Source organism: Marinobacterium sp. xm-m-383 (assembly GCF_013283255.1).
In the GTDB taxonomy this organism is placed as follows: domain Bacteria; phylum Pseudomonadota; class Gammaproteobacteria; order Pseudomonadales; family Balneatricaceae; genus Marinobacterium_E.
This window is the reverse complement of the sequence record NZ_WBYT01000003.1, coordinates 1-22,834: the sequence shown is the minus strand read 5'-3', so window position 1 is coordinate 22,834 and position 22,834 is coordinate 1. Positions and strand designations below refer to the sequence as shown.

The window sequence follows — 22,834 nt, the reverse complement described above, 5'->3', positions numbered from 1 at the left end:
AATTATGAGTCCCATTGTGCATCCGACATTAAAACCGTTTATTGACCGCCTCGAGCGTTGCCAAATACGCGACCAATACCCTATTCGTCGTGCATTGGAACGACTCTCCGAGGCAGCAGAAATCGATGAAACGGCACTGCAAAAGGCGGTTGAACGCATAGAGCGATCGGAAGCGATAGTGGCGCAGAAGACCGAAAAAGCTCTGCTACCGATCGACTACCCAGACCTGCCGGTGACGGGTGCACGCCAAGAGATACTCGATGCAATCCAGCATAACCAAGTGGTGGTGGTCGCAGGTGAAACCGGGTCCGGTAAAACGACCCAGTTGCCAAAACTCTGCCTAGAGTTGGGGTTAGGCTGTAAAGGGTTGATTGGACATACACAGCCACGACGATTAGCCGCGCGCACGGTTGCCAGTCGCATTGCTGAAGAGTTGAAAACTGAACTGGGCTCTAGAGTCGGTTATCAAGTTCGATTCCACGATCAGATTGGCGAAGAGACTCAGATTAAACTGATGACGGACGGTATCCTTCTGGCCGAAACTCAGCACGATCGATACCTGAACAAATACGAAGTCATCATCATCGATGAGGCGCATGAGCGCAGCCTCAATATCGACTTCTTATTGGGCTACTTCAAACGAATTTTGCCTAAACGCCCCGATCTTAAGTTGATCATTACCTCTGCAACCATCGATGTGCAGCGTTTCTCGAAACACTTTGGTGATGCACCTGTGATAGAGGTCTCCGGAAGAACCTTCCCGGTAGAGACACTCTACCGCCCATTGAACGAATCCACGGATGAGGATGATGAGGCGAGTGGTGATATTCAGCAGGGCATTCTCAACGCTGTCGATGAACTCATTGCCATCGACAGAGCTAAACCGAGTGGTATGCCTGGCGACATTCTGATCTTTTTACCGGGTGAACGAGAGATTCGAGAGAGTGCAGAGAAATTGCGCAGGGCTGATCTCAGAGATGTCGAGATTATGCCGCTCTATGCAAGGCTGTCGTTAGCGGAACAGAACAAGGTCTTTACCTCGGGTCGCTCAGCAGGGCGTCGTATCGTCTTAGCCACCAACGTGGCAGAGACCTCCGTGACAGTGCCGGGGATTCGTTATGTCATTGACCCCGGTCTGGTTCGCATGTCGCGCTACAGTTATCGATCTAAGGTACAGCGCTTACCGATTGAGCCAGTGTCACAAGCGAGCGCCAACCAGCGTGCAGGTCGCTGTGGGCGAGTAGCTCCCGGCACCTGCATTCGACTCTACTCGGAAGAGGATTTTCTCTCTCGTCCTGAGTTCACCGATGCGGAAATTCGTAGAACCAATCTCGCCTCCGTTATTCTGCAGATGCTGCAACTTCGATTGGGTGATATTGATCGTTTTCCCTTTATCGATCCACCCGATAAACGCTTCATCAATGATGGTTATAAACTGCTTGAAGAACTGCAAGCGGTCGATGCAAAGCGTTCAATCACCAATTTGGGTAAACAGCTGGCGCGCTTGCCTGTCGACCCAAGGATTGCACGTATTATTGTTGAAGCGGGTCGTCAGCACTCACTGCGTGAGATATTGATCGTTACCAGTGCACTGAGTGTCCAAGACCCTCGCGAGCGTCCGCAGAATAAGCGCCAAGCAGCCGATGAAAAACACAAGTTGTTCCATGACGAGAAGTCCGATTTCATCACTCTGATTAATTTGTGGAATGCCTTTGAGGAGCAACGCCTTGAGCTGAGCCAGAATCAACTGCGCAAGTGGTGTACTAAACACTACCTTAGCTACCTAAGAATGCGAGAGTGGCGAGATCTGCATCGACAGCTGCATCTGAGCATCAAGTCGCTTGATCTGAAAGAGAACAGTGAACCGGCCAGTTACGATCAGGTTCATCGAGCAATTATCTCGGGTTTCTTGGGACACCTCGGTTTCAAGCAGGAGCGTGGTGAGTATCTTGGTGCGCGTAACCGCCGCTTTAAAATATTCCCTGGCTCAGGCGTATTTAAGCAGGCACCGAAGTGGGTGGTCGCTGCAGAGATGATTGAGACCAGTCAGCTGTTTGCTCATACCCTTGCCGAGATTAACCCAGAGTGGGTTGAGCCCTTGGCTAAGCACCTCATCAAACGTAGCTACTTAGAGCCGCATTGGGAGAAAAAACGTGCTCAGGTAGTGGCCAGTGAGCAGGTCAGACTTTACGGCCTAGTTATTGTGCCTAAACGTAAGGTGCACTATGGTCCGATCGATCGCGAAGTCTCCCATGAAATTTTCATTCGAAGTGCACTGGTCGAGGGTGAATATCAGACTAAGGCGCCGTTTTTCCAACACAATCGAGATCTTTTAGAGTCCGTTGCCGCGCTTGAGGATAAGTCGCGCCGACGCGATCTGTTGGTCGATGAAGAGACACTGTTTCAGTTCTACTTAGAGCGTCTGGATCAACACGCGGGATCAGATATCGTCAACGGAGCTGGGTTTGAATCTTGGCGCAAAAAAGCAGAACAGGCCTCCCCTAAGCTGCTCTTTTTGACCGAGCAGGATGTGCTGCAACGCTCGGCAGATCATGTTCGAGATGAACAGTACCCAGAAGTATTGTTGATCGAGGGTGCGCCTTTAAAACTGAGCTACAAATTTGAGTTAGGTGCGGTCGATGATGGCTTGAGTATTGATTGCCCTCTGCCACTGCTGCCCAGACTCAGTACCGAACGTCTAGCCTGGCTGGTACCGGGTATGTTGGCCGCCAAGCTTGAGGCGTTGCTACGTGGCCTGCCTAAGGCTGAGCGTAAACAGTTTGTGCCGATCCCTAACTACGTCACCGAGTTAATGGAGAAGCTGGCATTTGGTGATGGCGATCTGTTTGAGGCGGTGTCACTGCAACTGCTGCGTCTGACTGGGCACCGTGTTCAGGTGGATCAGCTGAAAAGTGTGCAGCTTGAGCCGATTCATCAAGCCAATATTCGCGTAATCGATGAGCAGGGGAACCTATTAGGGCAGGGGCGTGATTGGTCCGAGCTACAACGTAAGCTCGGTGATGCGGCACAGACAGCGATTCAGCAAGCACCTAAACAGAGTTGGGGTGAGACAGAGTTAACGGAGTGGAGTTTTGGCAAACTCGATAAACAGAAAACCGTTAAACATGCTGGCGGTATCGAAGTGGAAGCCTACCCTGCACTGATCGATAAGGGTGAGAATGTCGAGCTGACCTTATTGAGCCAGCCCTTGGATGCACAACGCCAGTCACATCGAGGTGTGGCACGTTTGGTGCTGATATCTCTGCAAACTCAGGTTAAAGATATTCGTAAAAGCCTGCCTAATTTGGCGCAAGCGATTCTGCAGGCGGGTAAAAAATATAATGAACGCTTCCTGCAAGAGCAGATCATTATGGCCGCGGCACTGAGCCTGATCGATCAGGACAATCTTCCTACCAGTGAGTCGGAGTTTAGCCAGACGCGAGATCGGGTGAGAGCCGATCTGCATGAACAGGCCAAAACTATTGCAGCCTTTGTCATAGAACTTCATCAACGCGTGCATCGCATATCGAAGACGTTGAACGGTAAGGTCTCATTAGAGACGGTACCGGTACTGAATGACATTCGTGCGCAACTTGATCGATTGATTGATAAAACCTACCTCACCGAGACGCCACCGCAGTGGCTGGCACATCTACCGCGCTACCTCAAAGCGATTGAAGTGCGATTAGATAAGTACCAAAGAACCCTACGCCAGCAGGTTTTGTGGTCGGATGAGCTGGTTAAATGGCAACAACAGTATGAAGCAGCCGTTGCCAAAGCGCGTGATACTGGCGAAGTGGGTAGCGAGTTGATCGACTTTAAGTGGTGGATCGAAGAGTACCGAGTCTCACTGTTTGCTCAAGAGCTTGGCACAGAATTTAAAATTTCTGAGAAGCGTCTTAAGCAGAGGTTCACAGAAGTTTCTGGATAATAGATCCATTAAAGAATTCTTGGCCTATACTTCATAAATCATTGGTTAGGCGCTAACGGATAATTAGGTAGTTTTTAATGAACGTTTTAAATAAGTTGTTGGCTCTTTTTGTACTGAGTCTGTCACTCAATTCGGTCACAGCAGTGGCTCAAGATTCGGAGTTAAATGACCCTTGGGAAGGCTTTAACCGTGGTGTCTTCAACTTTAATGAATCCCTAGATCGCGCCATTCTTAAGCCGGTTGCTCAAGGTTACCGTTTTATCATGCCAGATGTGGCCGAGCAGGGCGTCAGTAACTTCTTTGATAATCTGCGTGATGTGGTCACCTTCTTTAATAACGTTCTTCAGCTTAAACCCGTTGAAGCAACCCAGGATCTATCGCGCGTTCTCATCAACACCACCATCGGTATTGGTGGTCTGTTTGATGTGGCATCAGCCATGGATATTCCTAAAAACGATGAAGACTTTGGACAAACCTTAGGTGCATGGGGTGTTGAATCAGGCCCTTACCTTGTTCTGCCTCTGTTTGGACCTTCCACTGTTCGTGATGGGGTAGGTATTATTCCCGATATGTACCTAGACCCACTGAACCAGGTTGAGTCTGATGAGCTACGCTACGGCTTAAAAGCGCTGAAAGTGGTTGATAAGCGTGCGTCGTTGCTTGATCGTGAAGGGGTTGTTACGGGTGATCGTTACACGTTCATTCGAGATGCCTACCTGCAGAAGCGTGAATTCGAAGTCAATGATGGTCGTGTAGAGTACAACGCAGACGACTTCTAACAGCAGTTTACTTCACACCTTCGCAGGAGTAGTCTCGGTACTTAATATGTTGCTACTTGTTTGACGAAACCTGCGATGGATTCACAAGAGACTCGAATTTTAATCTACTCCTCGGATACCGAGACCATAGATGCTATTTTTGATCTTTGTGAATTGAGCCAGGTGGATGGTCTTAGATTGGCCACCTGCGCGACACTCGATGCCGTCGAAGATTATCTAGAACACCACTCTACCTCGCTTCTCTTTTTCGATTTCCACTCCTTTCCTGAAACTCAGCAACTCAGTGAATTAGCGCAACGAGTCAGTCCAAAACCGACCATCGCATTTATCTCTCAGCTTGAACAAAACACGCTCGTGCGAGCCCTTCGTAATGGGGCCGATGGTGTGTTCAGTCTTGATGAAGTGCGCAATGACCCGTTAAGTCTGGTGCGCTCATTAGATCGCCAACTAGACCGTGCCATCGCGATTGAATCGGCGCGCTACTTAAGAGATTCACTGAGCCAGAGTTTAGAAGAGCTAAAAGCCGATCAGGATGCGGCTGCGCAAATTCAGCAGCGACTGCTGCCGCCTACTCATCAATCGCTTGATGAATCGCTTAGCTGCGAATATCTGTTGCGACCCTCACTTCTGTTGAGCGGTGACTTTATCGATCTGATTCCGCTGAAAAACGATCAGTATCTATTCTATTTGGCTGATGTGTCAGGTCACGGAGCCTCGTCAGCACTGGTGACAGTGCTGCTGAAAAACATGACCAATCGCCTGCAACGCGCCTACTTTAAAGGCGAAAGTGATCGGTTGGAGAATCCCCAACAGCTGTTAGAACATTTCAATAAAGAGATTCTACTGACCAGTTTTGGTAAGCACATGACGATGTTGATTGGTGTGGTCGATACCAAAGCCTCAAAACTGACCTATAGTATTGGTGGGCATCACCCCTCGATGGTGTTAGTGCAGGGCGATAAAGCTCACTACTTAGAAGGGCGCGGAATGCCGGTGGGACTGTTTGAAGAGCCACTTTATGAAGAGCACCGCTGCGAATTGGCCGATGACTTCTCAATCTACCTCTTTTCGGACGGTATTTTAGAGATCATAAAGGGTGACAAACTCGAAGAGAAAGAGCAGAATCTGCTCCGGTTGTGTCAGGCTGATCAGCCCTCTCCAGAGACTTTGTTAAAACGGGTCGTAGATGAAGAGGCGGAGTTGCCTGATGATGTTGCAATAATGATGGTTTCACGTCGATGTTAACGACAGATGGCGGCTTGTTGTTCGCCTTTCAAGATGGCCACTATGTGGTTAAATTTATTGGTGATGTGCGTCTGACGCTCTGCTCAACAATAGATCAACACCTGCGCTCAATGCTCAGTCGAGATGATGTCACTCATACATTGATCGATCTGACCGAGACCACCAATATCGACAGCACCTCTCTTGGACTGATCGCAAAGCTGGCCGTTAAAAGCGCCAAATGTGATATGCCCCGTCCAACCATCGTTTCAACCAACCCAGATATCACCAAAATCCTATATGCCATGGGATTCGATCACATCTTCTTGCTTTTAGAAGAGCTACCCACCAGTAAGAAAGACCTGACCGAAGTGCCTTTCGTTCAAGAGTCCGACGAAGCCGTGCGCGCTAAAATCATCGAAGCCCACCGCATTCTCATCGACCTAAACGACAAAAACCGAGACGAATTCAAAGGCCTAGTCGAAGTCCTAGAGTGCCAAAAATAACGCCTGCTCCACCGTAGGAGCGGTCTTACAAAGGCCGCGAATGCTCCAGATTTAAGTCCCATCGCCTCATCTACGATAAGGCTCCAACAGTTAAACCCGCTCCCCAGTTATAGCAGTCTTGCAAAGGCCGCGAAGCTCTCGATTTAAGTCCAAATCGCCTCATCTATGATAAGGCTCCAACAGTTCGATCCGTTCCCTAGTTGGAGCGGTCTAGAATAGGCCGCGAAGTTCTCGGTTAAAGTTCCAATCGCCTCATCTACGATAAGGCTCCAACGTTTCCTCCCGTTCCCTAGTTGGAGCGGTCTAGAATAGGCCGCGATAAAAATAATCAAGCAAACCCAGAAATTTCATCTAAGCTAAACGTTTCATAGCAGTCAAGGATGAATGTATGAAACCGGGTACCAAAGCCCTTCGCAAAGGGCGAACCTCAATCCCTAATCAGATCTACCATCTAATCGCGACAACAAAAGACCGACGTCCAGTGTTTAACGATTTTCGGTTAGCCCGATCAGCGGTCTATGCTATCAATAGCCAACCAATATCCACGTTAGCCTACGTCGTGATGCCAGATCACATACATTGGTTACTACAGATGGGGCATGACGCTATTGATTTGGGAAAACTGATGCAATCAGTTAAAACATCCGTATCACGCAAGCATTATCTTCGTTTCAGCCACGGAAATATTTGGCAGCAAGGTTTCTATGATCATGCTATCCGCAGTGAAGAAATCATCGAAGATATTGCTAGATATATAATCTACAACCCTGTCAGAGCAGGGTTGGTGAAAACGGTTCGAGAGTATAGCCATTGGGATGCTAAGTGGGTTTGAAGATGAATTGCCTCGTTGGAGCCTTTAGCCCCTCTAGTTGGAGCGGTCTTGCAAAGGCCGCGAAGCACTAGGTTTAAGTCCAATCGCCTCATCTGCGATAAGGCTCCAACAGCTCGAGCCGTTTTCTTGTTGGAGCGGTCTAGAATAGGCCGCGAAGTTCTCGGTTAAAGTTCCAATCGCCTCATCTACGATAAGGCTCCAACAGTTAAACCAGCTTAGGAACGCGTTTTAGCTGATGTCTAAGGCGATGCTGTGCATGCTCGACAGAGATCGGGTAGAAGAAAACCTCGGTCCCAGGTGTGGCTTGGGCTAGAAGTGCTAGATCGGCTCGGCAGATCGAGCCGATCTTCATATATCCCCCGATCGTTTGGTGATCATTGAGCATAATGATGGGGTGGCCATCGGCCGGTATTTGAACGGCGCCTAGATTGATACCTTCTGATCGAATACCACCGATAGGTGGCTTGATAGGGGTGTCGGCTATCAATCGACAACCCATTCGATCCGTCAGTGGAGAGACTTCAAAACGCGTTTGGAAAAAACGATTAAAAGCCTGCCAGTCATAAAGGTGGCTCTGTAACCCTTTCACTAAGCCCAATCGAATCGAGCGTTTAAACTGTGGAATTTGATCGACTGAAAGAGCCACCGAATCAGTGATGGTTGGAATTAATAGCGTTAGATTATCACCGACTGATAAAGCATAGCCTAAGCCTTCTCGGGTGCAGGTCGAGGCGCTGCCAAACAGTCTCTCTGTATCAAACCCACCCGATGCCGCTAAATAGAGGCGAGCCCCTTGTGAAGCGGGTTTGATTTCAAACCGATCACCTTTGTGCAGTTTAATGGTCTGATACTGGTCTACTGGAGTGTCGTTAAGAAGCAGAGGCGCTTTTGCACCGGTGACGGCCAGACTGACGTCACAACCACTGGTAAACGCAAAACCACCTAGCGTGATCTCTAAAACTGGTTCAGATTCCGCATTACCCACCAGTGCATTGGCGCAGCGCATCGCCCACTTATCGGCCGCGCCTGATTCGGTTATCCCTAAATGAGCAAATCCGGTTCGTCCGTTATCTTGAATCGCAACCTGACCAAGTACCTTAGTGATCGTCCAGCTAGACATAACTGCCCTCCGACAGAGACCAGTGTTCTGGGCACTGTTTGATCCGCTCAAATGTATCCTGATTGACGGAGACAAATCGAACCCGATCGGCAGGCTGAATCAGAGAGTAGGGTGCTTGAGTTGGATTAAACAGCTCAACCGGACATTGACCAATAATATTCCAGCCACCCGGTGACGCAGCAGGGTAGACAGCCGTCTGTTGATCGGCGATGGCAACAGACCCAGCAGGTACAGAGACTCTTGGCGTTTCCAGTCTTGGAGTTGCGATGCGTTGGTCTACTTCGCCTAGATAAGCAAACCCAGGAGCAAACCCCAGTGCAAAGGCTCGGTAGTCAGTACCGCTGTGGATCTTAATCACCTGATCAACTTCCAGGCGGGACTGTTGTGCCACACGCTCTAGATCCTGACCGACCTCTTCAGAGTACCAGACCGGCAGGTGGACCAATGATGGGTTAATCGATTGACCGGCTTCTAAAGGCTCCTGTTGCAGAAGGATTAGAGCCTGTTTGAGCTCGGACTCACTTATTTTACAGACATCATAGCTCAGCAAAATAGAGCTATAGGATGGAACCAAATCGATAAGAATAGGCGCTAGTCGCTCTATAAGTAGTGAGTTGAGCTGCCCAACAGACTCATTTAATGAAACACTCAGCTCACCATCAAAGTAGATCATGATGGCGCACTCTGAGGCGGTCTCAAATCGCCACTGTGCCATTAGATTAGCGCTCGAATCTGTTGCACAACCTTAAGCGCCTCTGGATTATCACCATGCACGCAGATTGATTCGACAGGGAATATTAAAGGGTGGCTGTTTTCAGACAGGATAACCCCTTCCTCAACTAATCGAAGCACTTGATTAATTGCATCAGACGCCGCATGGACCGCATGGGCTTGGCCTCTGGAGACCAACTGACCTTGGTCAGTGTAAGCGCGATCGGCAAAGGCTTCAAAGATCAGTTCAACCTTTTTACGATCGGCCAAAGCCGAAAACTCAGTGTGTTTGTCGTTGGCTAATAGCATCAGTTTGAGTGGTTTTGAGCAGCGCTTGATAGCATCCAAAACAGTATCAAACAGCTCACTATCAGCCATCATATCGTTATAAAGTGCACCGTGTGGCTTCACGTAGTGAATCGGGTATTGCTCCTCTTCAGCTATCTGACTGAGGGTATCGACCTGATGGGTGATCACCTCAATCAACTCTTCCCTAGGCAGAGTCATAGAGGTGCGACCAAAGTTTTCAGAGTCAGGGTAGGAGGGGTGTGCGCCTACTTCGACGCCGTACTCTTTTGCGAGTCGCAGGGTGTCGCGCATGGTCTTCAGATCGCCAGCATGCACGCCGCAAGCGATATTAGCCTGATCAAGCAGCGGCATAAGCTCAGCATCCATGCCAAGCAGTTTACCGTTAACGCGTTCGCCTAAATCTGCATTTAATTTCATGCACTCAGTTTAATCGCCCCCAACTTTTGAGTCTATCTACGACTACGTTGGAGCCTTATCGAAGATGAGGCGATAGAAAATCTAATAAAATAAATCGCGGCCTTTATAAGACCGCTCCAACAGGTGGTTTTAGTTTTATCGCAGATGCAGCGATTAGATCTAGAGTGATCCCAGCTTTAGCGAGCTTCCTCTAACGAATTGCAGAATCAAAAACTAATGTCTAGTATAAAGGTTCTATTAACAGGTCCAGCTAAAAGGTTTCTTAATGCGTTTCTCAGAAGATATCGTCCCGCTGAAGGATTTAAAGGTTAATCCAGGAAAAGTGGTCACACATACACAAACAGCCAAACGTCCTGTTCTGTTAACCAGTCGCGGTCGTGGTGTTGCTGTTATTCAAAGCTTAGCTGAGTTTGAAGAGCAGAGTGATCAGTTAGAGTTTGTTAAAGCCGTCGCTAAAGGTTTGTTGGAAGAAAAGCAGGAGAAAACTCTAACCCTCGATGAGCTTAAAGCGGATCTCGGGATCTAAATCGTGCAGATCAAATTCACTCACTCAGCTCGAACGGATCTAAAAGAGATATTGGAACACTTCAAATCTGAAGGTTTAGAGGTGAGAGGCGAAGAGATAGTGGGTGATCTTATTCACGCAATGGAGTTGGTGTTAGAAAACCCTAAAATGGGGCGAGTTGTTCCTGAGTTCCAAGTCGATACACTGAGGGAGCTCATCCGTCCTCCATATCGAGTCGTTTATCGAATCACAGAAAATTGGATTACAGTCGTCAGAGTTTGGCGCTCAGAGAGGTTGATGAAGCCAATTTCAGAGTAGCCTAAAATATCATCGCGGCCTTTGAAAGACCGCTTCAACAGGTTGTTGGAGCCTTATCGAAGATGAGGCGATTGGAATTGGAATGAATCGCGGCCTTTTCAAGACCGCTCCAACCCTTAGGCTTTTGAAGCCAACAGCTTCTCTAACTTAACCTGATCGATCGCGAAGTTACGAATACCCTCTGACAGCTTTTCAGTCGCCATAGCGTCTTCGTTCATGCCCCAACGGAACGCTGATTCGGTTGGGCCCACTTTGGCATCCTTGCTGCTAGCATTCGCTGCAACGAGACGCTGTTCGATAGAACCTGTCGCAGCAGCTAGCTCTTCAAGTAGGCTTGGACCAATGGTGAGACGATCACAACCCGCTAAAGAGATGATCTCGCCGGTATTGCGGAAGCTGGCGCCCATCACAACGGTGTCGTAGCCATTCGCTTTGTAGTAGTTGTAGATACGCGTCACTGACTGCACGCCAGGGTCATTATCACCAGTGAAATCAGCGTCAGGAGTCTGCTTTTTGTACCAGTCCAAAATACGACCGACAAAAGGTGAAATCAGGTAAGCACCAGCATCGGCACAAGCCTGTGCCTGAGCAAATCCGAATAACAGCGTCAGGTTACAACGGATGCCGTTCTTCTCGAGTTCACGAGCGGCTTGGATGCCTTCCCAAGTTGAAGCAATCTTAATTAGCACACGGTCTTTGCTAATGCCCTGCGCTTCATAAAGCTCAATCAGACGGTAGGCCTTTTTAAGTGTCGCTTGAGTATCGAAAGAGAAGCGTGCATCAACCTCGGTAGAGATGTAGCCCGGTACAATTTTAGTGATCTCACTACCAATCAAAACTGCGAGGTGGTCGGTCATGTTAGCCAGCTGCTCACTGTCACTTCCGCCCTGTACTTTAGCCCAGTTGATCGACTGTTCTAGCAGGTGAGCGTACTTAGGATCTTCACTCGCTTTTAGAAGCAGTGAGGGGTTGGTGGTCGCATCCTGTGGCGTGAACTGTCGAATAGCATCAATGTCACCAGTGTCGGCAACGACGGTGGTCATGGATTTAAGTTGGTCTAGTTGATTCATCTATCTCGTCCTTGTAGCTGATCGACTTAGAGTATCGTTACTCTGTTACAAATTTAAGAGCTTCGCGGAAGGTTTCAACACCCGCTTCGCGTTTATGTCCGTTTTCACTGAGATGGCGTCTAAACTGCTTACCACCGCGCTCGCCATGAAATAGTCCTAGCAAATGTTTCACCACACCATAGAGCGAATGGCCATTGGCCATGGCCCGTTCAATGTAAGGGATGAACTGCTCTGCCACTTCGGTTCTAGCAAGCGGTGTGCCAGTTTCACCAAAGAGTCTTGAGTCTACTTGGCTAAGAAGCGGGTAGGGGTTTTGGTAAGCTTCACGCCCAATCATCACACCATCTACATGCTGCAGGTGCTCTTCGCACTCATCCAGTGTTTTGATGCCACCGTTGATCACAACCTCTAACTCTGGAAACCGCTGTTTGATCTTATAGACATTGTCGTAGATAAGCGGTGGTACTTCGCGGTTCTGTTTAGGGCTTAAGCCATCCAGAATGGCTTTACGAGCGTGGATGGTGAAGCTGTTGATACCGCTTTCAGCAACCGTCTCAACAAACTGCTCTAGCAGCTCGTAGCTGTCGAGATCATCTATGCCTAAACGGTGTTTAACGGTCACTGGGATTGATACCGCTGCCTGCATCTCGCCCAAACACTCTTTAACTAATTGAGGGTGTGCCATTAAGCAGGCACCGATCATATTGTTCTGGACACGATCCGACGGGCAGCCCACATTAAGGTTCACCTCATCGTAACCCCACTCTTCGGCAAACTTTGTGCACTTAGCGAGATCCTCAGGATTACTACCTCCAAGCTGCAGAGCAAGCGGGTGTTCCTCGGCGTTATAGTCCAACCAGCGAGCAGGGTCGTTATGAATCAGTGCACCCGTCGTCACCATTTCGGTATACAGCAAAGTATGGCGAGACATCAGGCGATGAAAGAAACGACAATCACGCGTCGTCCAATCCATCATGGGAGCGACTGAAAATTTGCGGGAAAAGCTTTTATTACTCAAAATAATTTCGCTGTATCTGTTGGAGCCTTATCGAAGATGAGGCGATCAGACTAGCAAGAATCGCGGCCTTTTCAAGACCGCTCCAACATCGGTTAACTCAAATCACCAAAACGCGCTGAAATATCGGCAAGCATTGGCAAATCACCACCATTTCGCTCACAGGTTACTGCCGCAGCATGGGCTGCAAATTTTATCAGTTTTGCCGCATCAAGGTTATCCAGATTATCAGGGCCACCTTGTTGGAATATTTCGTGAATTAATCCAGCCTGGAAGGTATCACCTGCCCCAACGGTATCTTTAACGGTAATCTTTGGTGCCGGTGAGTGGAAGTACTCTCCTTTGGCTCCAAAAGCATGCGCTCCGTCACCACCCTGAGTAACAAACACCCAGCGTGGGCCTAAAGCCAAACACGCTTTAGCGTAATCTTCGATGGAACTGCCAGGTGATAAGAACTCGATATCCTCATCGGACATCTTCATTACGTGAGCGATTTTGCCTAAACGATCAATCTTTGCCTGCCATACAGCGGGGTCTGGTTGAATGCTTGGGCGTACATTCGGGTCATAAGCAATTAACGCACCCGCGTTACGTGCCTCACTGGCAAACCACTCCAGTGTGCTTGCACCCGGTTCAACAACCGTGCTGTAGGAGCCTAACGAGATGGCTGTAAACAGAGAGGGATCTGGGCACTGCTCTTGAGTTAAAGAGACATCTGCACAACCATCGATGTAAAAAGAGTAGGCAGGGTGGCCATTTTCGTTGAGAGCGATCATCGCCAGTGACGTGTTGAGATGGCTACTGGCTAAGAACTTAGTCTCTACGCCGTTAGCAGCAAGGTGCCCCGCCAATTTTTGACCCAATGGATCGTTGGAGTTTGCGGTTAAATAACCGGTAGGGTTGCCCATGCGTGCTAGGCCGATAGCGACATTCAGGGGGGATCCACCCACCGTCGCATTTAATGTCACCTGACCAGTAGAGGCAGAATCGCCAGGGAAAACGTCATACAAGGCATCGCCGCAACACAAAAACATCAAAACTCCTTAAGTAGAGCGTTATAACGCTCTATAATGTCAAACTTTAGTTTTATAAGTGGATTTTAACCTCATGGAATGGTTGCTTGATAGTGCTGACGTAAAAGATTGGAAGAGAGTATCACCAACTGGCCTATTTTCGGCCGTTACGACCAATCCACTTCTTATTCAGAGAGCCGGTCTGCACTGCTCAATCGACACCTATAAAGCGCTGCTTGATCAAGCGATGGATCTAGGGTTTAACCACCTTCAGCTACAGGTGTTTGGTGATGATTGGGAAGCAATGGCGGAGAAGATTCTTTCGATCAGTGATAACACCCTCGTCAAAATCCCAGCCAATGAAAAAGGCTTCGCTCTGGCAACCCAATTAGCCGTGCCTGAGCGTACGACCATTACCGGTGTCTACTCAGTCCATTTAGGAGCTGCAGCAGAACGCCTAGGCGCTGCTTATGCTGCGCCTTATTATGCCCGATTGGCTGAGTCGAATCGTGATGTGGAAGTTATCTTAGCTGGCTTGCGCGCTGCCTGCCAGAATACAAAGATCCTAGTCGCAAGCCTGCGCTCGATCGATCAGTTCGAGCATTTGGTCACGCTCGGTCATCGTTGCTTTACGATTCCGGGTGCCTTGCTGAATGATCTATTGAGTGATGAGATGACGGAAGCAGCCATCGCGCAGTTTGAAGAGGCCGCGAAGAGCTGAAATGTCGGTTTAAGATCAGACAACAGTTCTTTATAATTCACGCCATTATTAATTTTCGGATCTATTAAGTTTATGACCGTTCGTACACGTGTTGCTCCATCTCCAACAGGCGATCCACACGTAGGTACTGCCTACATCGCACTGTTTAACCTTGCCTTTGCTCGCCAGCATGGCGGCCAATTTATTCTGCGAATCGAAGATACCGATCAGACTCGTTCAACGCCTGAGTCTGAGCAGGCAATCCTCGACTCTATGCGCTGGTTAGGTTTGGAATGGGATGAGGGTCCAGATGTGGGTGGTCCGCACGGTCCTTACCGTCAGTCTGAGCGAAAAGATGCCTACAAAGACTTTGCGATGCGTCTTGTTGAAGAGGGTAATGCCTTCATCTGTTACCGTACCGGAGAGGAGCTTGATCAGCTACGTGCATCTCTAAAAGAGCAGGGCATAAATCGTGCGCTTAAAGAGTGTGATTTGGCTCTACCTGCTGATGAGGTTGAGAAACGTCAGGCTGCGGGTGCGCCATTCGTTGTTCGTATGAAGGTGCCTGTTGACGGTGTGTGTGAAGTTGATGACATGCTTCGCGGTACCATTGAGCTTGACTGGGCTTTAGTAGACGCGCAGATTCTTCTGAAATCTGATGGCATGCCAACCTATCATTTAGCGAACGTAGTTGATGATCACTTAATGGAGATCACGCACGTGATTCGTGGTGAGGAGTGGATTAACTCGGCGCCTAAGCACAAGTTGCTATACCAGTACTTTGGCTGGGATATGCCTCAGCTTTGCCACATGCCGTTGTTGCGTAACCCTGATAAGTCAAAGCTCTCCAAGCGCAAGAACCCAACTTCGATCCTGTTCTACAAACGCATGGGTTACCTACCAGAAGCATTGTTGAACTACCTTGGCCGTATGGGTTGGTCGATGCCAGACGAGTCTGAGAAGTTCACTCGTGATCAGATGTTCGAAAACTTCGATATCCAGCGTGTATCACTCGGTGGTCCTGTTTTCGATCAGGAGAAGCTGAGTTGGTTGAACGGCCTATGGATTCGTGAAGAGTTGGATCCTGCTGCATTTGCCGCTGAGTTCCAGAAGTGGGCACTTAATCCAGAGTATCTGATGCAGATTATTCCACTGATCCAACCACGTGTTGAGAAGTTCTCTGATGTGGCACCTTTAGCGAGTTTCTTCCTGTCGGGCATGATGCCAATCACCTTAGAGAGCTTTGCTCATAAGTCGCTTCAAGAGGAAGATGTTCGTCGTATTCTGCAATTTGCAGTATGGCATCTTGATCAGCAGCGCGAATGGGATCGTGACTCACTCTTTAATAGCCTAAAAGGCTTGAGTGATGCGATGGAGTTCAAGATCCGTGACTTCCTATTCCCGCTGTTTGTCGCGATTGCAGGTACGTCACAGTCTGTCTCTGTCGTAGATTCAATGTCGATTCTGGGTCCGGATATGAGCCGTGCTCGCTTGCGTCATGCGTTGGACATCGTCGGTGGCCCGTCCAAGAAGCAGACGAAGGCTTGGGAGAAAGAGTTTCGCTCGATCGTTTAATGAGAAAACCAGACAGGTTTAAATGCCTGTCTGGTGCTCAACTAAGATCTAAACCCCAACTGCTCAGAAATTCGCTCTCCCGTTGCCTTTAGGTCAGCGATCCACTCCTCTTTGCGTCGTTCGATAGGCGCTGAAACAGAAAGTCCTGCAGCCACCTTACCGTTGCGATCGTAAATCAGCACGCCAATACAGCCCACACCAATTTCGGCCTCTTCATCGTCCAGTGAATAGCCTCGTTCAACCGATTCGTGACAAACTCTTTTAAGGGCGTCTATGTCGCTAAGTGTGTTGCGAGTGTATGCAGGTAGGTTAGTTCGTTTTGCATAACCATCGATACTGGAGTCGCCTCCCAAGCCTAGCATCAGCTTTCCGACTGCTGTGACATGCAGTGGTGCACGGCTGCCGATCAGTTGGTTAACGTGCATCATACGATTAGGTGTCGCTTTCTCAAAATAGATAACGACATCGCCTTCGCGCAATGTCAGGTTCACCGTTTCGCCGGTACGATCACGCAGTGCTTCCATGTGGGGTAGGGCAACGGCTCTAATATCGACTTCTGAGTGCAAGCCGCTAGTCAGCTGGATCAGTTTTTGGCCAAGGCGATATTCACCATTACCACTGGCTTCAACGAATTTGTTGTCGCTAAGAGAGTGCAAAATACGGTGAACAGTCGATGGGTGAAGTCCCGTTTCGGCGCTAAGGATCTTTAATTTAACCGGTTTTGAGTAGCGAGCCAGTGCTTCTAAGATTTGAACAGCACGATCGATTACCTGTATTTTAGATCCGGAATTATCACTCATTTTGGGCTTCTCAATAATATTGTCATCTAGTTAGTGTATTTTTCATGATGCAGTAAGTTTTTCAAATAGTGAATATTTCATATTGTGAATTTATTTCAGAATGAAAATTATTATCTCTCTCGCACTCTTGAGAGATTAGCAGTTGCAAGGGCTGTTCGGTTTGATTAATATCCTGCTTGCTCTGATGGGGCCTTAGCTCAGCTGGGAGAGCGCTTCGCTGGCAGCGAAGAGGTCAGGAGTTCGATCCTCCTAGGCTCCACCAAATAAAAATGGCTACCGTAAGGTGGCCTTTTTTGTTTGAACTTCACTGAACTCGAACGTATGAATCTTTTATGATTTTTCTAAATCGTTCAGAGGTTGTAGACCAGTCTACAACGTCTACCGGCCAAACTAGGTCACACCGATCAAATGCGTCTTTGATCGAAGCAATTTTGCTCAAGCCAAGAGAGGTCTCAGTCATAATAGCTAAATCTAGATCTGAGTAGGGTCGAGATTTTCCAGTTACTCTGGAGCCAAATGCTATGACTGAAATGCCAGAGACTTCCGATTCAAGGATGCCTCTTACCGTTTCTAATTCGTGCTCACTGATCCGTAAATGATCTAGATTGAGTTCTGGCATTTGTTCGTTAATATCTTTTGCAGGTGAACAGCTTCATCAATAAATGCTGGAATTCCTTCCACTACTTGGATGGCAACGCTTTCGTCATAAGTATGGCTAGTTTTACCCCTCATCTCTCGATAAGTGCTCCAATCTGACCAGTTGCCTTTAATTAATTTCTTATCAGAAGCCGTGCGAATTAAACCCTGAAAACTGAGTTCATTAATACTGTCACTGTTGGCGGAACTCTCAACAAGGTACCGGCGAATCATCTTATGTGCGAGTTCGTACGTGAATTCAAAGCGTTGAATTAAACCGTCACGGACTTGATCGTCTGAGGTATCAAGCTGATAACGCTCCAATCCTTCTATTAGCTTCTTAAGAGCGTTGTTAAATGGTGTTAGATCTAATTCCATAATCATCACATTGTTTGAACTAAGTCTTATTTAAACACACTTTCCACTCAAATTGATGCCCAGACAACTTCAAATAGTTGCCCATAAAAAAGCCCCGGCAACTCAGTTACCAGGGCTCTTTCAAAGCAATTTCAGCTTATTGTGGGATAGAACCTTTTAGGCCTTCTACGTAGAAGTTCATGCCTGCAAGAGTACCATCATCCGCTGTTTCGCCTTCAGCCAACCAAGCAGAACCGTCTTGCTTGTTGATTGGGCCAGTGAATGCGTGGTATTCGCCAGAAGCTAGTGCATCACGTAGTGCGATTGCTTCAGCTTTCACGTCTGCAGGTACTGCAGACGAGATCTCGCCGATGCCAACCATGCCAGCGCCGATACCGTCCCAAGTGTTTACTGATTCCCAAGTACCGTCTAGAACTGCTTGAGTACGTGCGATGTAGTATGGTGCCCAGTTATCGATGATCGATGAAACGCGTGGCATTGGACCGTATTCAGCCATGTCAGATGCCTGACCGAAAGTGATTACGTTGCCCGCTTCCTGTGCAGCAGCCTGTGGTGCAGTTGAGTCAGTGTGCTGAAGGATAACGTCAGCGCCTTGCTCGATTAGAGCTTTAGCTGCATCTGCTTCTTTAGCTGGATCGAACCAAGTGTAAGCCCAAACAACGTTGAACTCGACATTTGGATTCGCTTTCTTAGCGTGGATGTAAGCCGAGTTAATGCCACGGATAACTTCTGGGATTGGGAATGAACCGATGTAACCAACTTTGTTGGTTTTAGTCATTTTACCCGCGATGTGACCCTGAACTGCACGGCCTTCATAGAAACGAGCAGAGTAGACAGATACGTTGTCTGCTTGCTTGTAGCCAGTCGCGTGCTCGAACTTCACTTTAGGGAACTTCTTAGCAACGTTGATGGTTGGATCCATGTAACCGAAAGAGGTTGTGAAGATCAGATCAGCGCCTTGAAGAGCCATCTGAGTCATAACACGCTCAGAGTCAGCACCTTCTGGAACGCTCTCTTGGTAGATCGTTTCAACGCGATCACCGAAGTGCTTCTCAACCGCTAGGCGGCCTTGGTTGTGCTCGTAAGTCCAACCACCGTCACCCACAGGGCCAACGTAGACGAAACCAACTTTAACGTCGGCTGCGATTGCTGCAGAGCTAAGCGTGATCGCCGCAGCCGCAGTAGTAAGGATTGATTTAAGTTTCATAGGGTCTCCCTAGTGAGTTTTTTAACCTCAGTTTGAGGCGTGGAACAGGCGGCCAAGGGAGGCGGGTGCCCCGTGATTCCCTTTTGCCGAAATAATGACCAGTACGAGAATTGTTATCAAAAACGGTGACATAGACAAGTACTCAACTGGAATTGCGACACCAGCTGCTTGCAGATTAAGCTGCAGCACGGTGATGCCACCAAATAGATAAGCGCCCAATAGTGCTCGCCAAGGCTTCCAGCTGGCGAATACAACAATTGCCAGTGCGATCCAACCCGCACCCGCTGTCATACCCTCGGTCCACTGTGGGACACGAACCAGACTGATGTATGCACCGCCCAAGCCAGCACAAGCACCACCGAACATGATCGCCATGAAGCGGATACGGATAACCTTATAGCCCAGGGCGTGAGCAGCATCGTGATTTTCACCTACTGCGCGAAGTACCAAACCGATGCGCGTGTACTTAAGAACAAACCAAACGGCTGCCACGATCAGAATAGAGATATAGACCATTGGATCGTGTGAGAACAGCATAGGCCCCAATACAGGGATGTCTGATAGAACGGGAATCTCGAAGGCTTGAAGGGTGGGTGACTTGATCCCTTCATAAGGTTTACCCAACAGCGCAGAGATACCTAAGCCGACTAAGGTTAACCCCAAGCCAGTCGCCACTTGGTTCGATTTAAAGAAGAGCACCAAGGTTGCGAAGATAGTCGATAGCAACGCACCGGCAATAGCCGCCGTTACAAACCCCAGTGCAGGACTAGTCGTATTAACGGCCGTTATAAAACCGACCACCGCACCGACAATCATCATGCCTTCAACACCTAGGTTAAGCACGCCGGACTTTTCTACGACGGTCTCACCAATGGCAGCCAGCAAGATCGGAGTGGCTGATACCATTAAAGAGGCGATCAAAAGGACGGGGCTGATTCCTGAAAGATCCATTATTGAGCCGCTCCCAATCGAATTCGGTAGTTGGTAAACATATCCGTCGCCAGCAAGAATAGAAGCAACATACCTTGGAATAGCTGGATGGAGGCGCCGGGAAGTCCCAACATCAACTGTGCTAATTCACCGCCGATGTAAGTCAGTGCCATTAATAGACCAGCTAACAGAATACCCACTGGGTGAAGTCGTCCTAAGAAGGCAACGATGATGGCTGTAAAGCCGTATCCAGAGTTGAAGTCGATGGTGATTTGGCCTGCTGGGCCTGCCACTTCAAACATTCCTGCTAGACCCGCCAAGGCTCCAGAGAAACCAAGACAGAAGACAATTAGACGTGTCGTAGAGACACCGGCAAATTGGGCTGCTTTAGGTGCTTCACCCATTAGACGAACTTCAAATCCGCGAATGTGACGAGTCATCATGACGTAGGTAAAGATCACCGCAATAAATGCAGTGATGACGCCCCAGTGCATGCCGGAATTGGCAATCACTTCACCATTGAACGCACTTGGGTACTGTTGCAGGTTGCGTGAACCCGGGAATCCATATCCGTCAGGGTTCTTTAAAAGCCCTTGCGCTACGGAAGCTAGAATCGATTCAGCTACGTAGACCAGCATTAACGAGACGAGAATCTCATTCGTTTTAAACTTGGTTCTAAGAACTGCAGGGATCATAGCCCAGAGCCATCCGCCGAAAGCGCCAGCAATGATCATGGTGGGGAAAATAAACGGTGATTCAGCAGGGTAGACGGCCAGTGCAGCAGCGGCACCAAAGATAGCCCCCATAATGTACTGACCCTCAGCGCCAATATTCCAGATGCCCGCTTTAAATCCGACCGACAGACCAATAGCAATCAGAATCAGTGGGCCTGCTTTAACCAGTAGTTGTGGTCGTGAGTAGGAGGCGAAGTTCTCATCAAAGAGTGGATCCCAAAAGATGATGCGTATGGCTTCAAACGGATCTTTACCCAAGGCTGCAAACATAATGCCGCCGGCAATCATGGTAAGGATGACTGCGATAATTGTAGTCAGGATGGTGGTTGTTCGTGACGGCGCTAACCGTTTTTCAAAACGTATCACTGTGCACTCTCCTCAACAGAGGCAGTCGATCCGCCCATCATCAAACCTATTTGATCCATACCTAACCCTGCAGTGGGAACGATTTCAGAGAGTGAGCCCTCATTTAGCGCACAGAAGTGATCACTGATCTCTAACAGTTCATCCAAATCTTGGCTGATCACTACGACACCCGCACCATTATCAGCAAGGTCCAATAGTTTTTGCCGAATAGAAGCCGCTGCAGCCGCATCGACTCCCCAAGTAGGTTGGTTAATGACCAGCACTTCTGGCTTTTGCAAAACCTCACGGCCCACGACAAATTTTTGTAAGTTACCGCCTGATAAAGAGCCGGCTGGAGTGTGAGTGCCAGGGGTGCGCACGTCAAAGTCTTCAATAACCTCTTCGGCATAGTCATTGGCGCTAGACCAGTTCACAAAACCACTTTTCAAAAGCCCCATACGGCGAGCTGCAGTAATCACAGTATTCTCTTTCAGTGACATGGCAGGAGCGGCTGCATGGCCTAGTCGCTCTTCGGGTGCACTCAGAAGACCTAGCTGACGACGTTTGATAGGGCCTAGCTCACCGATGGGTTCGCCATTAAATTGAATGGCATTTGCGTTCGTTTTAAGTTCGCCAGAGAGTGCCGAAAGGAGTTCATCCTGACCATTACCAGCAACTCCGCCAATACCCAGTATCTCACCGGCTTTAAGGTCGATATTGATCGATTTAAGTGAAGTGCCAAATTGATCTTGTGAGGACGAAGAGAGGGCTTTAACAGAGAGTATGGTTTCACCAATATTTCGGCTGGATTTAACCGGGTTTGCAAAACTGGCACCCACCATCATCTCCGCCATCTCGCGAGCCGTGGTTTTTGACGGCACACAGGTTGCGACCTTCTCACCATGCCGAAGTACGGTCGCTTCATCACACAGAGCACGAATCTCTTCAAGCTTGTGTGAAATGTAAAGAATGGAGGTACCTTCCTCTTTAAGCTGGCGCAAAGTTTTGAATAGGATCTCGACCTCTTGGGGAGTCAGAACCGACGTGGGTTCATCCATAATCAAAAGCTCAGGGTTTTGTAACAAGCAGCGAATAATCTCAACGCGTTGACGTTCACCCGCCGACAGGGTCCCTACAATACGGTTTGGCTCAAGCGGTAATCCATAGGCATGTGAGACGAGCTCAATACTTTTGGATAGCTCACGTGGCTTGGGTGCGTCATCCATGCCCAGTGCAATGTTTTCAGCAACGGTTAATGCATCGAAAAGGGAGAAGTGCTGAAACACCATCGCAACACCTGATGAGCGAGCCGCGTTGGGCGACACTGGCGAGTAGTCGGAGTTGTTGAGTGTCATTTGGCCAGAGTCAGGTTTAACCAGGCCGTAGATCATCTTAACCAGTGTGCTTTTACCGGCACCGTTCTCACCTAAAAGGGCATGAACTTCGCCCTTGTTGATTTCGAAAGAGACATTGTTATTGGCGACAACACCCGGGTATGCCTTCGTCAGGCCATTAATCTTTAAGAGCGCATCTGCCATTGAATCGCTTTCTCTTGGTGGCTGAAAGAACAGTCGCTGTCTGACTGCCTGGTTAACAATTGAATAAGAATACCTAGGGAAGGAACAGATGTCATCACTCTGTCACTGAGTGATTGGCAAGGCCCTAGTATTGTAGACACCTGTTAGCGTTACAATAACGCCTAACAAGAGGTGATCACCAATGAGTGCAAAACGTTACACCGAAGAGTTCAAAATCGAAGCGACTAAACAGGTCACGGAA

22 protein-coding genes and 1 tRNA gene are annotated in these 22,834 nt (G+C 48.6%); 10 read left to right on the top strand and 13 right to left on the bottom strand.

Annotated features, from left to right (window positions below; translation table 11 throughout):
* The first annotated feature begins 16 nt into the window (after positions 1 to 16).
* From hrpA to XMM383_RS05670, 5 genes are all read left to right on the top strand, one after another.
* Positions 17 to 3,931: an ATP-dependent RNA helicase HrpA gene (hrpA, locus tag XMM383_RS05690; protein ID WP_371731411.1), complete on the top strand. Its 3,915-nt coding sequence runs from the start codon at positions 17 to 19 to the stop codon at positions 3,929 to 3,931.
* Between the two features lie 77 nt (positions 3,932 to 4,008).
* Positions 4,009 to 4,710, top strand: coding sequence for a VacJ family lipoprotein (locus XMM383_RS05685; RefSeq protein WP_173480601.1), 702 nt, complete (start codon positions 4,009 to 4,011; stop codon positions 4,708 to 4,710).
* A gap of 75 nt (positions 4,711 to 4,785) precedes the next feature.
* Positions 4,786 to 5,955, top strand: coding sequence for a PP2C family protein-serine/threonine phosphatase (locus tag XMM383_RS05680; RefSeq protein ID WP_173494668.1), 1,170 nt, complete (start codon positions 4,786 to 4,788; stop codon positions 5,953 to 5,955).
* On the top strand, positions 5,949 to 6,440 hold the full coding sequence (locus tag XMM383_RS05675) for an STAS domain-containing protein (protein WP_173480603.1): 492 nt from the start codon (positions 5,949 to 5,951) through the stop codon (positions 6,438 to 6,440). The genes XMM383_RS05680 and XMM383_RS05675 overlap by 7 nt, the downstream gene beginning before the upstream one ends.
* Positions 6,441 to 6,828: 388 nt before the next feature.
* Positions 6,829 to 7,272: a transposase gene (locus XMM383_RS05670; RefSeq protein WP_173480604.1), complete on the top strand. Its 444-nt coding sequence runs from the start codon at positions 6,829 to 6,831 to the stop codon at positions 7,270 to 7,272.
* A gap of 205 nt (positions 7,273 to 7,477) precedes the next feature.
* Here XMM383_RS05670 and XMM383_RS05665 read toward each other — a convergent pair whose 3' ends face one another.
* Genes XMM383_RS05665 through XMM383_RS05655 form a run of 3 tightly spaced genes read right to left on the bottom strand, consistent with a single transcriptional unit; the run spans position 7,478 to position 9,829 of the window.
* On the bottom strand, positions 7,478 to 8,392 hold the full coding sequence (locus XMM383_RS05665; protein WP_173483631.1) for a biotin-dependent carboxyltransferase family protein: 915 nt from the start codon (positions 8,390 to 8,392) through the stop codon (positions 7,478 to 7,480).
* A complete protein-coding gene (pxpB, locus tag XMM383_RS05660; protein WP_173480606.1) occupies positions 8,385 to 9,107 on the bottom strand; it encodes a 5-oxoprolinase subunit PxpB in 723 nt (240 codons plus the stop codon). The genes XMM383_RS05665 and pxpB overlap by 8 nt, the downstream gene beginning before the upstream one ends.
* Positions 9,107 to 9,829 carry a 5-oxoprolinase subunit PxpA gene (locus XMM383_RS05655; RefSeq protein ID WP_173480607.1) on the bottom strand — a complete coding sequence of 241 codons (723 nt, stop codon included), beginning with the start codon at positions 9,827 to 9,829 and terminating at the stop codon, positions 9,107 to 9,109. Before XMM383_RS05655 ends, pxpB begins: the two co-directional genes overlap by 1 nt.
* Positions 9,830 to 10,094: 265 nt before the next feature.
* On the opposite strand from XMM383_RS05655, the gene XMM383_RS05650 reads away from it, so the two are divergent.
* Positions 10,095 to 10,355, top strand: a complete 261-nt coding sequence (locus tag XMM383_RS05650; RefSeq protein ID WP_173480608.1) for a type II toxin-antitoxin system Phd/YefM family antitoxin — start codon at positions 10,095 to 10,097, stop codon at positions 10,353 to 10,355.
* A gap of 3 nt (positions 10,356 to 10,358) precedes the next feature.
* Positions 10,359 to 10,652 carry a type II toxin-antitoxin system RelE/ParE family toxin gene (locus tag XMM383_RS05645; RefSeq protein WP_173480609.1) on the top strand — a complete coding sequence of 98 codons (294 nt, stop codon included), beginning with the start codon at positions 10,359 to 10,361 and terminating at the stop codon, positions 10,650 to 10,652.
* A 116-nt stretch (positions 10,653 to 10,768) separates the two neighbouring features.
* Here XMM383_RS05645 and tal read toward each other — a convergent pair whose 3' ends face one another.
* From tal to XMM383_RS05630, 3 genes are all read right to left on the bottom strand, one after another.
* Entirely contained in the window at positions 10,769 to 11,722 is a 954-nt protein-coding gene (gene tal / locus XMM383_RS05640) for a transaldolase (protein ID WP_173494667.1), read from the bottom strand.
* Positions 11,723 to 11,759: 37 nt separating this feature from the next.
* Positions 11,760 to 12,746: a tRNA dihydrouridine(20/20a) synthase DusA gene (gene dusA, locus XMM383_RS05635; RefSeq protein WP_371740241.1), complete on the bottom strand. Its 987-nt coding sequence runs from the start codon at positions 12,744 to 12,746 to the stop codon at positions 11,760 to 11,762.
* Positions 12,747 to 12,832: 86 nt separating this feature from the next.
* Complete coding sequence (locus XMM383_RS05630) at positions 12,833 to 13,771, bottom strand: carbohydrate kinase (protein WP_173494665.1); 939 nt, start codon at positions 13,769 to 13,771, stop codon at positions 12,833 to 12,835.
* A 73-nt stretch (positions 13,772 to 13,844) separates the two neighbouring features.
* Between XMM383_RS05630 and XMM383_RS05625 the strand changes: the two genes are divergently transcribed.
* Positions 13,845 to 14,471 carry a transaldolase family protein gene (locus XMM383_RS05625; RefSeq protein WP_173488612.1) on the top strand — a complete coding sequence of 209 codons (627 nt, stop codon included), beginning with the start codon at positions 13,845 to 13,847 and terminating at the stop codon, positions 14,469 to 14,471.
* Between the two features lie 72 nt (positions 14,472 to 14,543).
* Entirely contained in the window at positions 14,544 to 16,025 is a 1,482-nt protein-coding gene (gene gltX / locus XMM383_RS05620) for a glutamate--tRNA ligase (protein WP_173480614.1), read from the top strand.
* A 41-nt stretch (positions 16,026 to 16,066) separates the two neighbouring features.
* Here the strand turns inward: gltX and XMM383_RS05615 are convergent, their stop codons facing one another.
* Complete coding sequence (locus XMM383_RS05615) at positions 16,067 to 16,825, bottom strand: IclR family transcriptional regulator (protein ID WP_173480615.1); 759 nt, start codon at positions 16,823 to 16,825, stop codon at positions 16,067 to 16,069.
* Between the two features lie 186 nt (positions 16,826 to 17,011).
* Here XMM383_RS05615 and XMM383_RS05610 point away from each other — a divergent pair.
* A tRNA-Ala gene (locus XMM383_RS05610) sits at positions 17,012 to 17,087 on the top strand.
* Positions 17,088 to 17,129: 42 nt separating this feature from the next.
* On the opposite strand, the gene XMM383_RS05605 is transcribed toward XMM383_RS05610, so the two are convergent.
* The 6 genes from XMM383_RS05605 to XMM383_RS05580 all read right to left on the bottom strand — a co-directional run bounded on the left by XMM383_RS05605 (position 17,130) and on the right by XMM383_RS05580 (position 22,593).
* Positions 17,130 to 17,444: a nucleotidyltransferase family protein gene (locus XMM383_RS05605; protein ID WP_173494664.1), complete on the bottom strand. Its 315-nt coding sequence runs from the start codon at positions 17,442 to 17,444 to the stop codon at positions 17,130 to 17,132.
* Positions 17,426 to 17,839, bottom strand: coding sequence for a nucleotidyltransferase substrate binding protein (locus tag XMM383_RS05600; RefSeq protein WP_217361984.1), 414 nt, complete (start codon positions 17,837 to 17,839; stop codon positions 17,426 to 17,428). The genes XMM383_RS05605 and XMM383_RS05600 overlap by 19 nt, the downstream gene beginning before the upstream one ends.
* Positions 17,840 to 17,975: 136 nt before the next feature.
* The gene (locus XMM383_RS05595; RefSeq protein WP_173480617.1) at positions 17,976 to 19,046 is read right to left on the bottom strand and encodes a BMP family ABC transporter substrate-binding protein; all 1,071 of its coding nucleotides are present in this window, start codon (positions 19,044 to 19,046) and stop codon (positions 17,976 to 17,978) included.
* A 27-nt stretch (positions 19,047 to 19,073) separates the two neighbouring features.
* Positions 19,074 to 19,997, bottom strand: a complete 924-nt coding sequence (locus XMM383_RS05590; RefSeq protein WP_173483627.1) for an ABC transporter permease — start codon at positions 19,995 to 19,997, stop codon at positions 19,074 to 19,076.
* Positions 19,997 to 21,076, bottom strand: a complete 1,080-nt coding sequence (locus XMM383_RS05585; protein ID WP_173494663.1) for an ABC transporter permease — start codon at positions 21,074 to 21,076, stop codon at positions 19,997 to 19,999. The genes XMM383_RS05590 and XMM383_RS05585 overlap by 1 nt, the downstream gene beginning before the upstream one ends.
* A complete protein-coding gene (locus XMM383_RS05580) occupies positions 21,073 to 22,593 on the bottom strand; it encodes an ABC transporter ATP-binding protein (RefSeq protein WP_173488616.1) in 1,521 nt (506 codons plus the stop codon). The genes XMM383_RS05585 and XMM383_RS05580 overlap by 4 nt, the downstream gene beginning before the upstream one ends.
* Between the last annotated feature and the right edge of the window lie 241 nt (positions 22,594 to 22,834).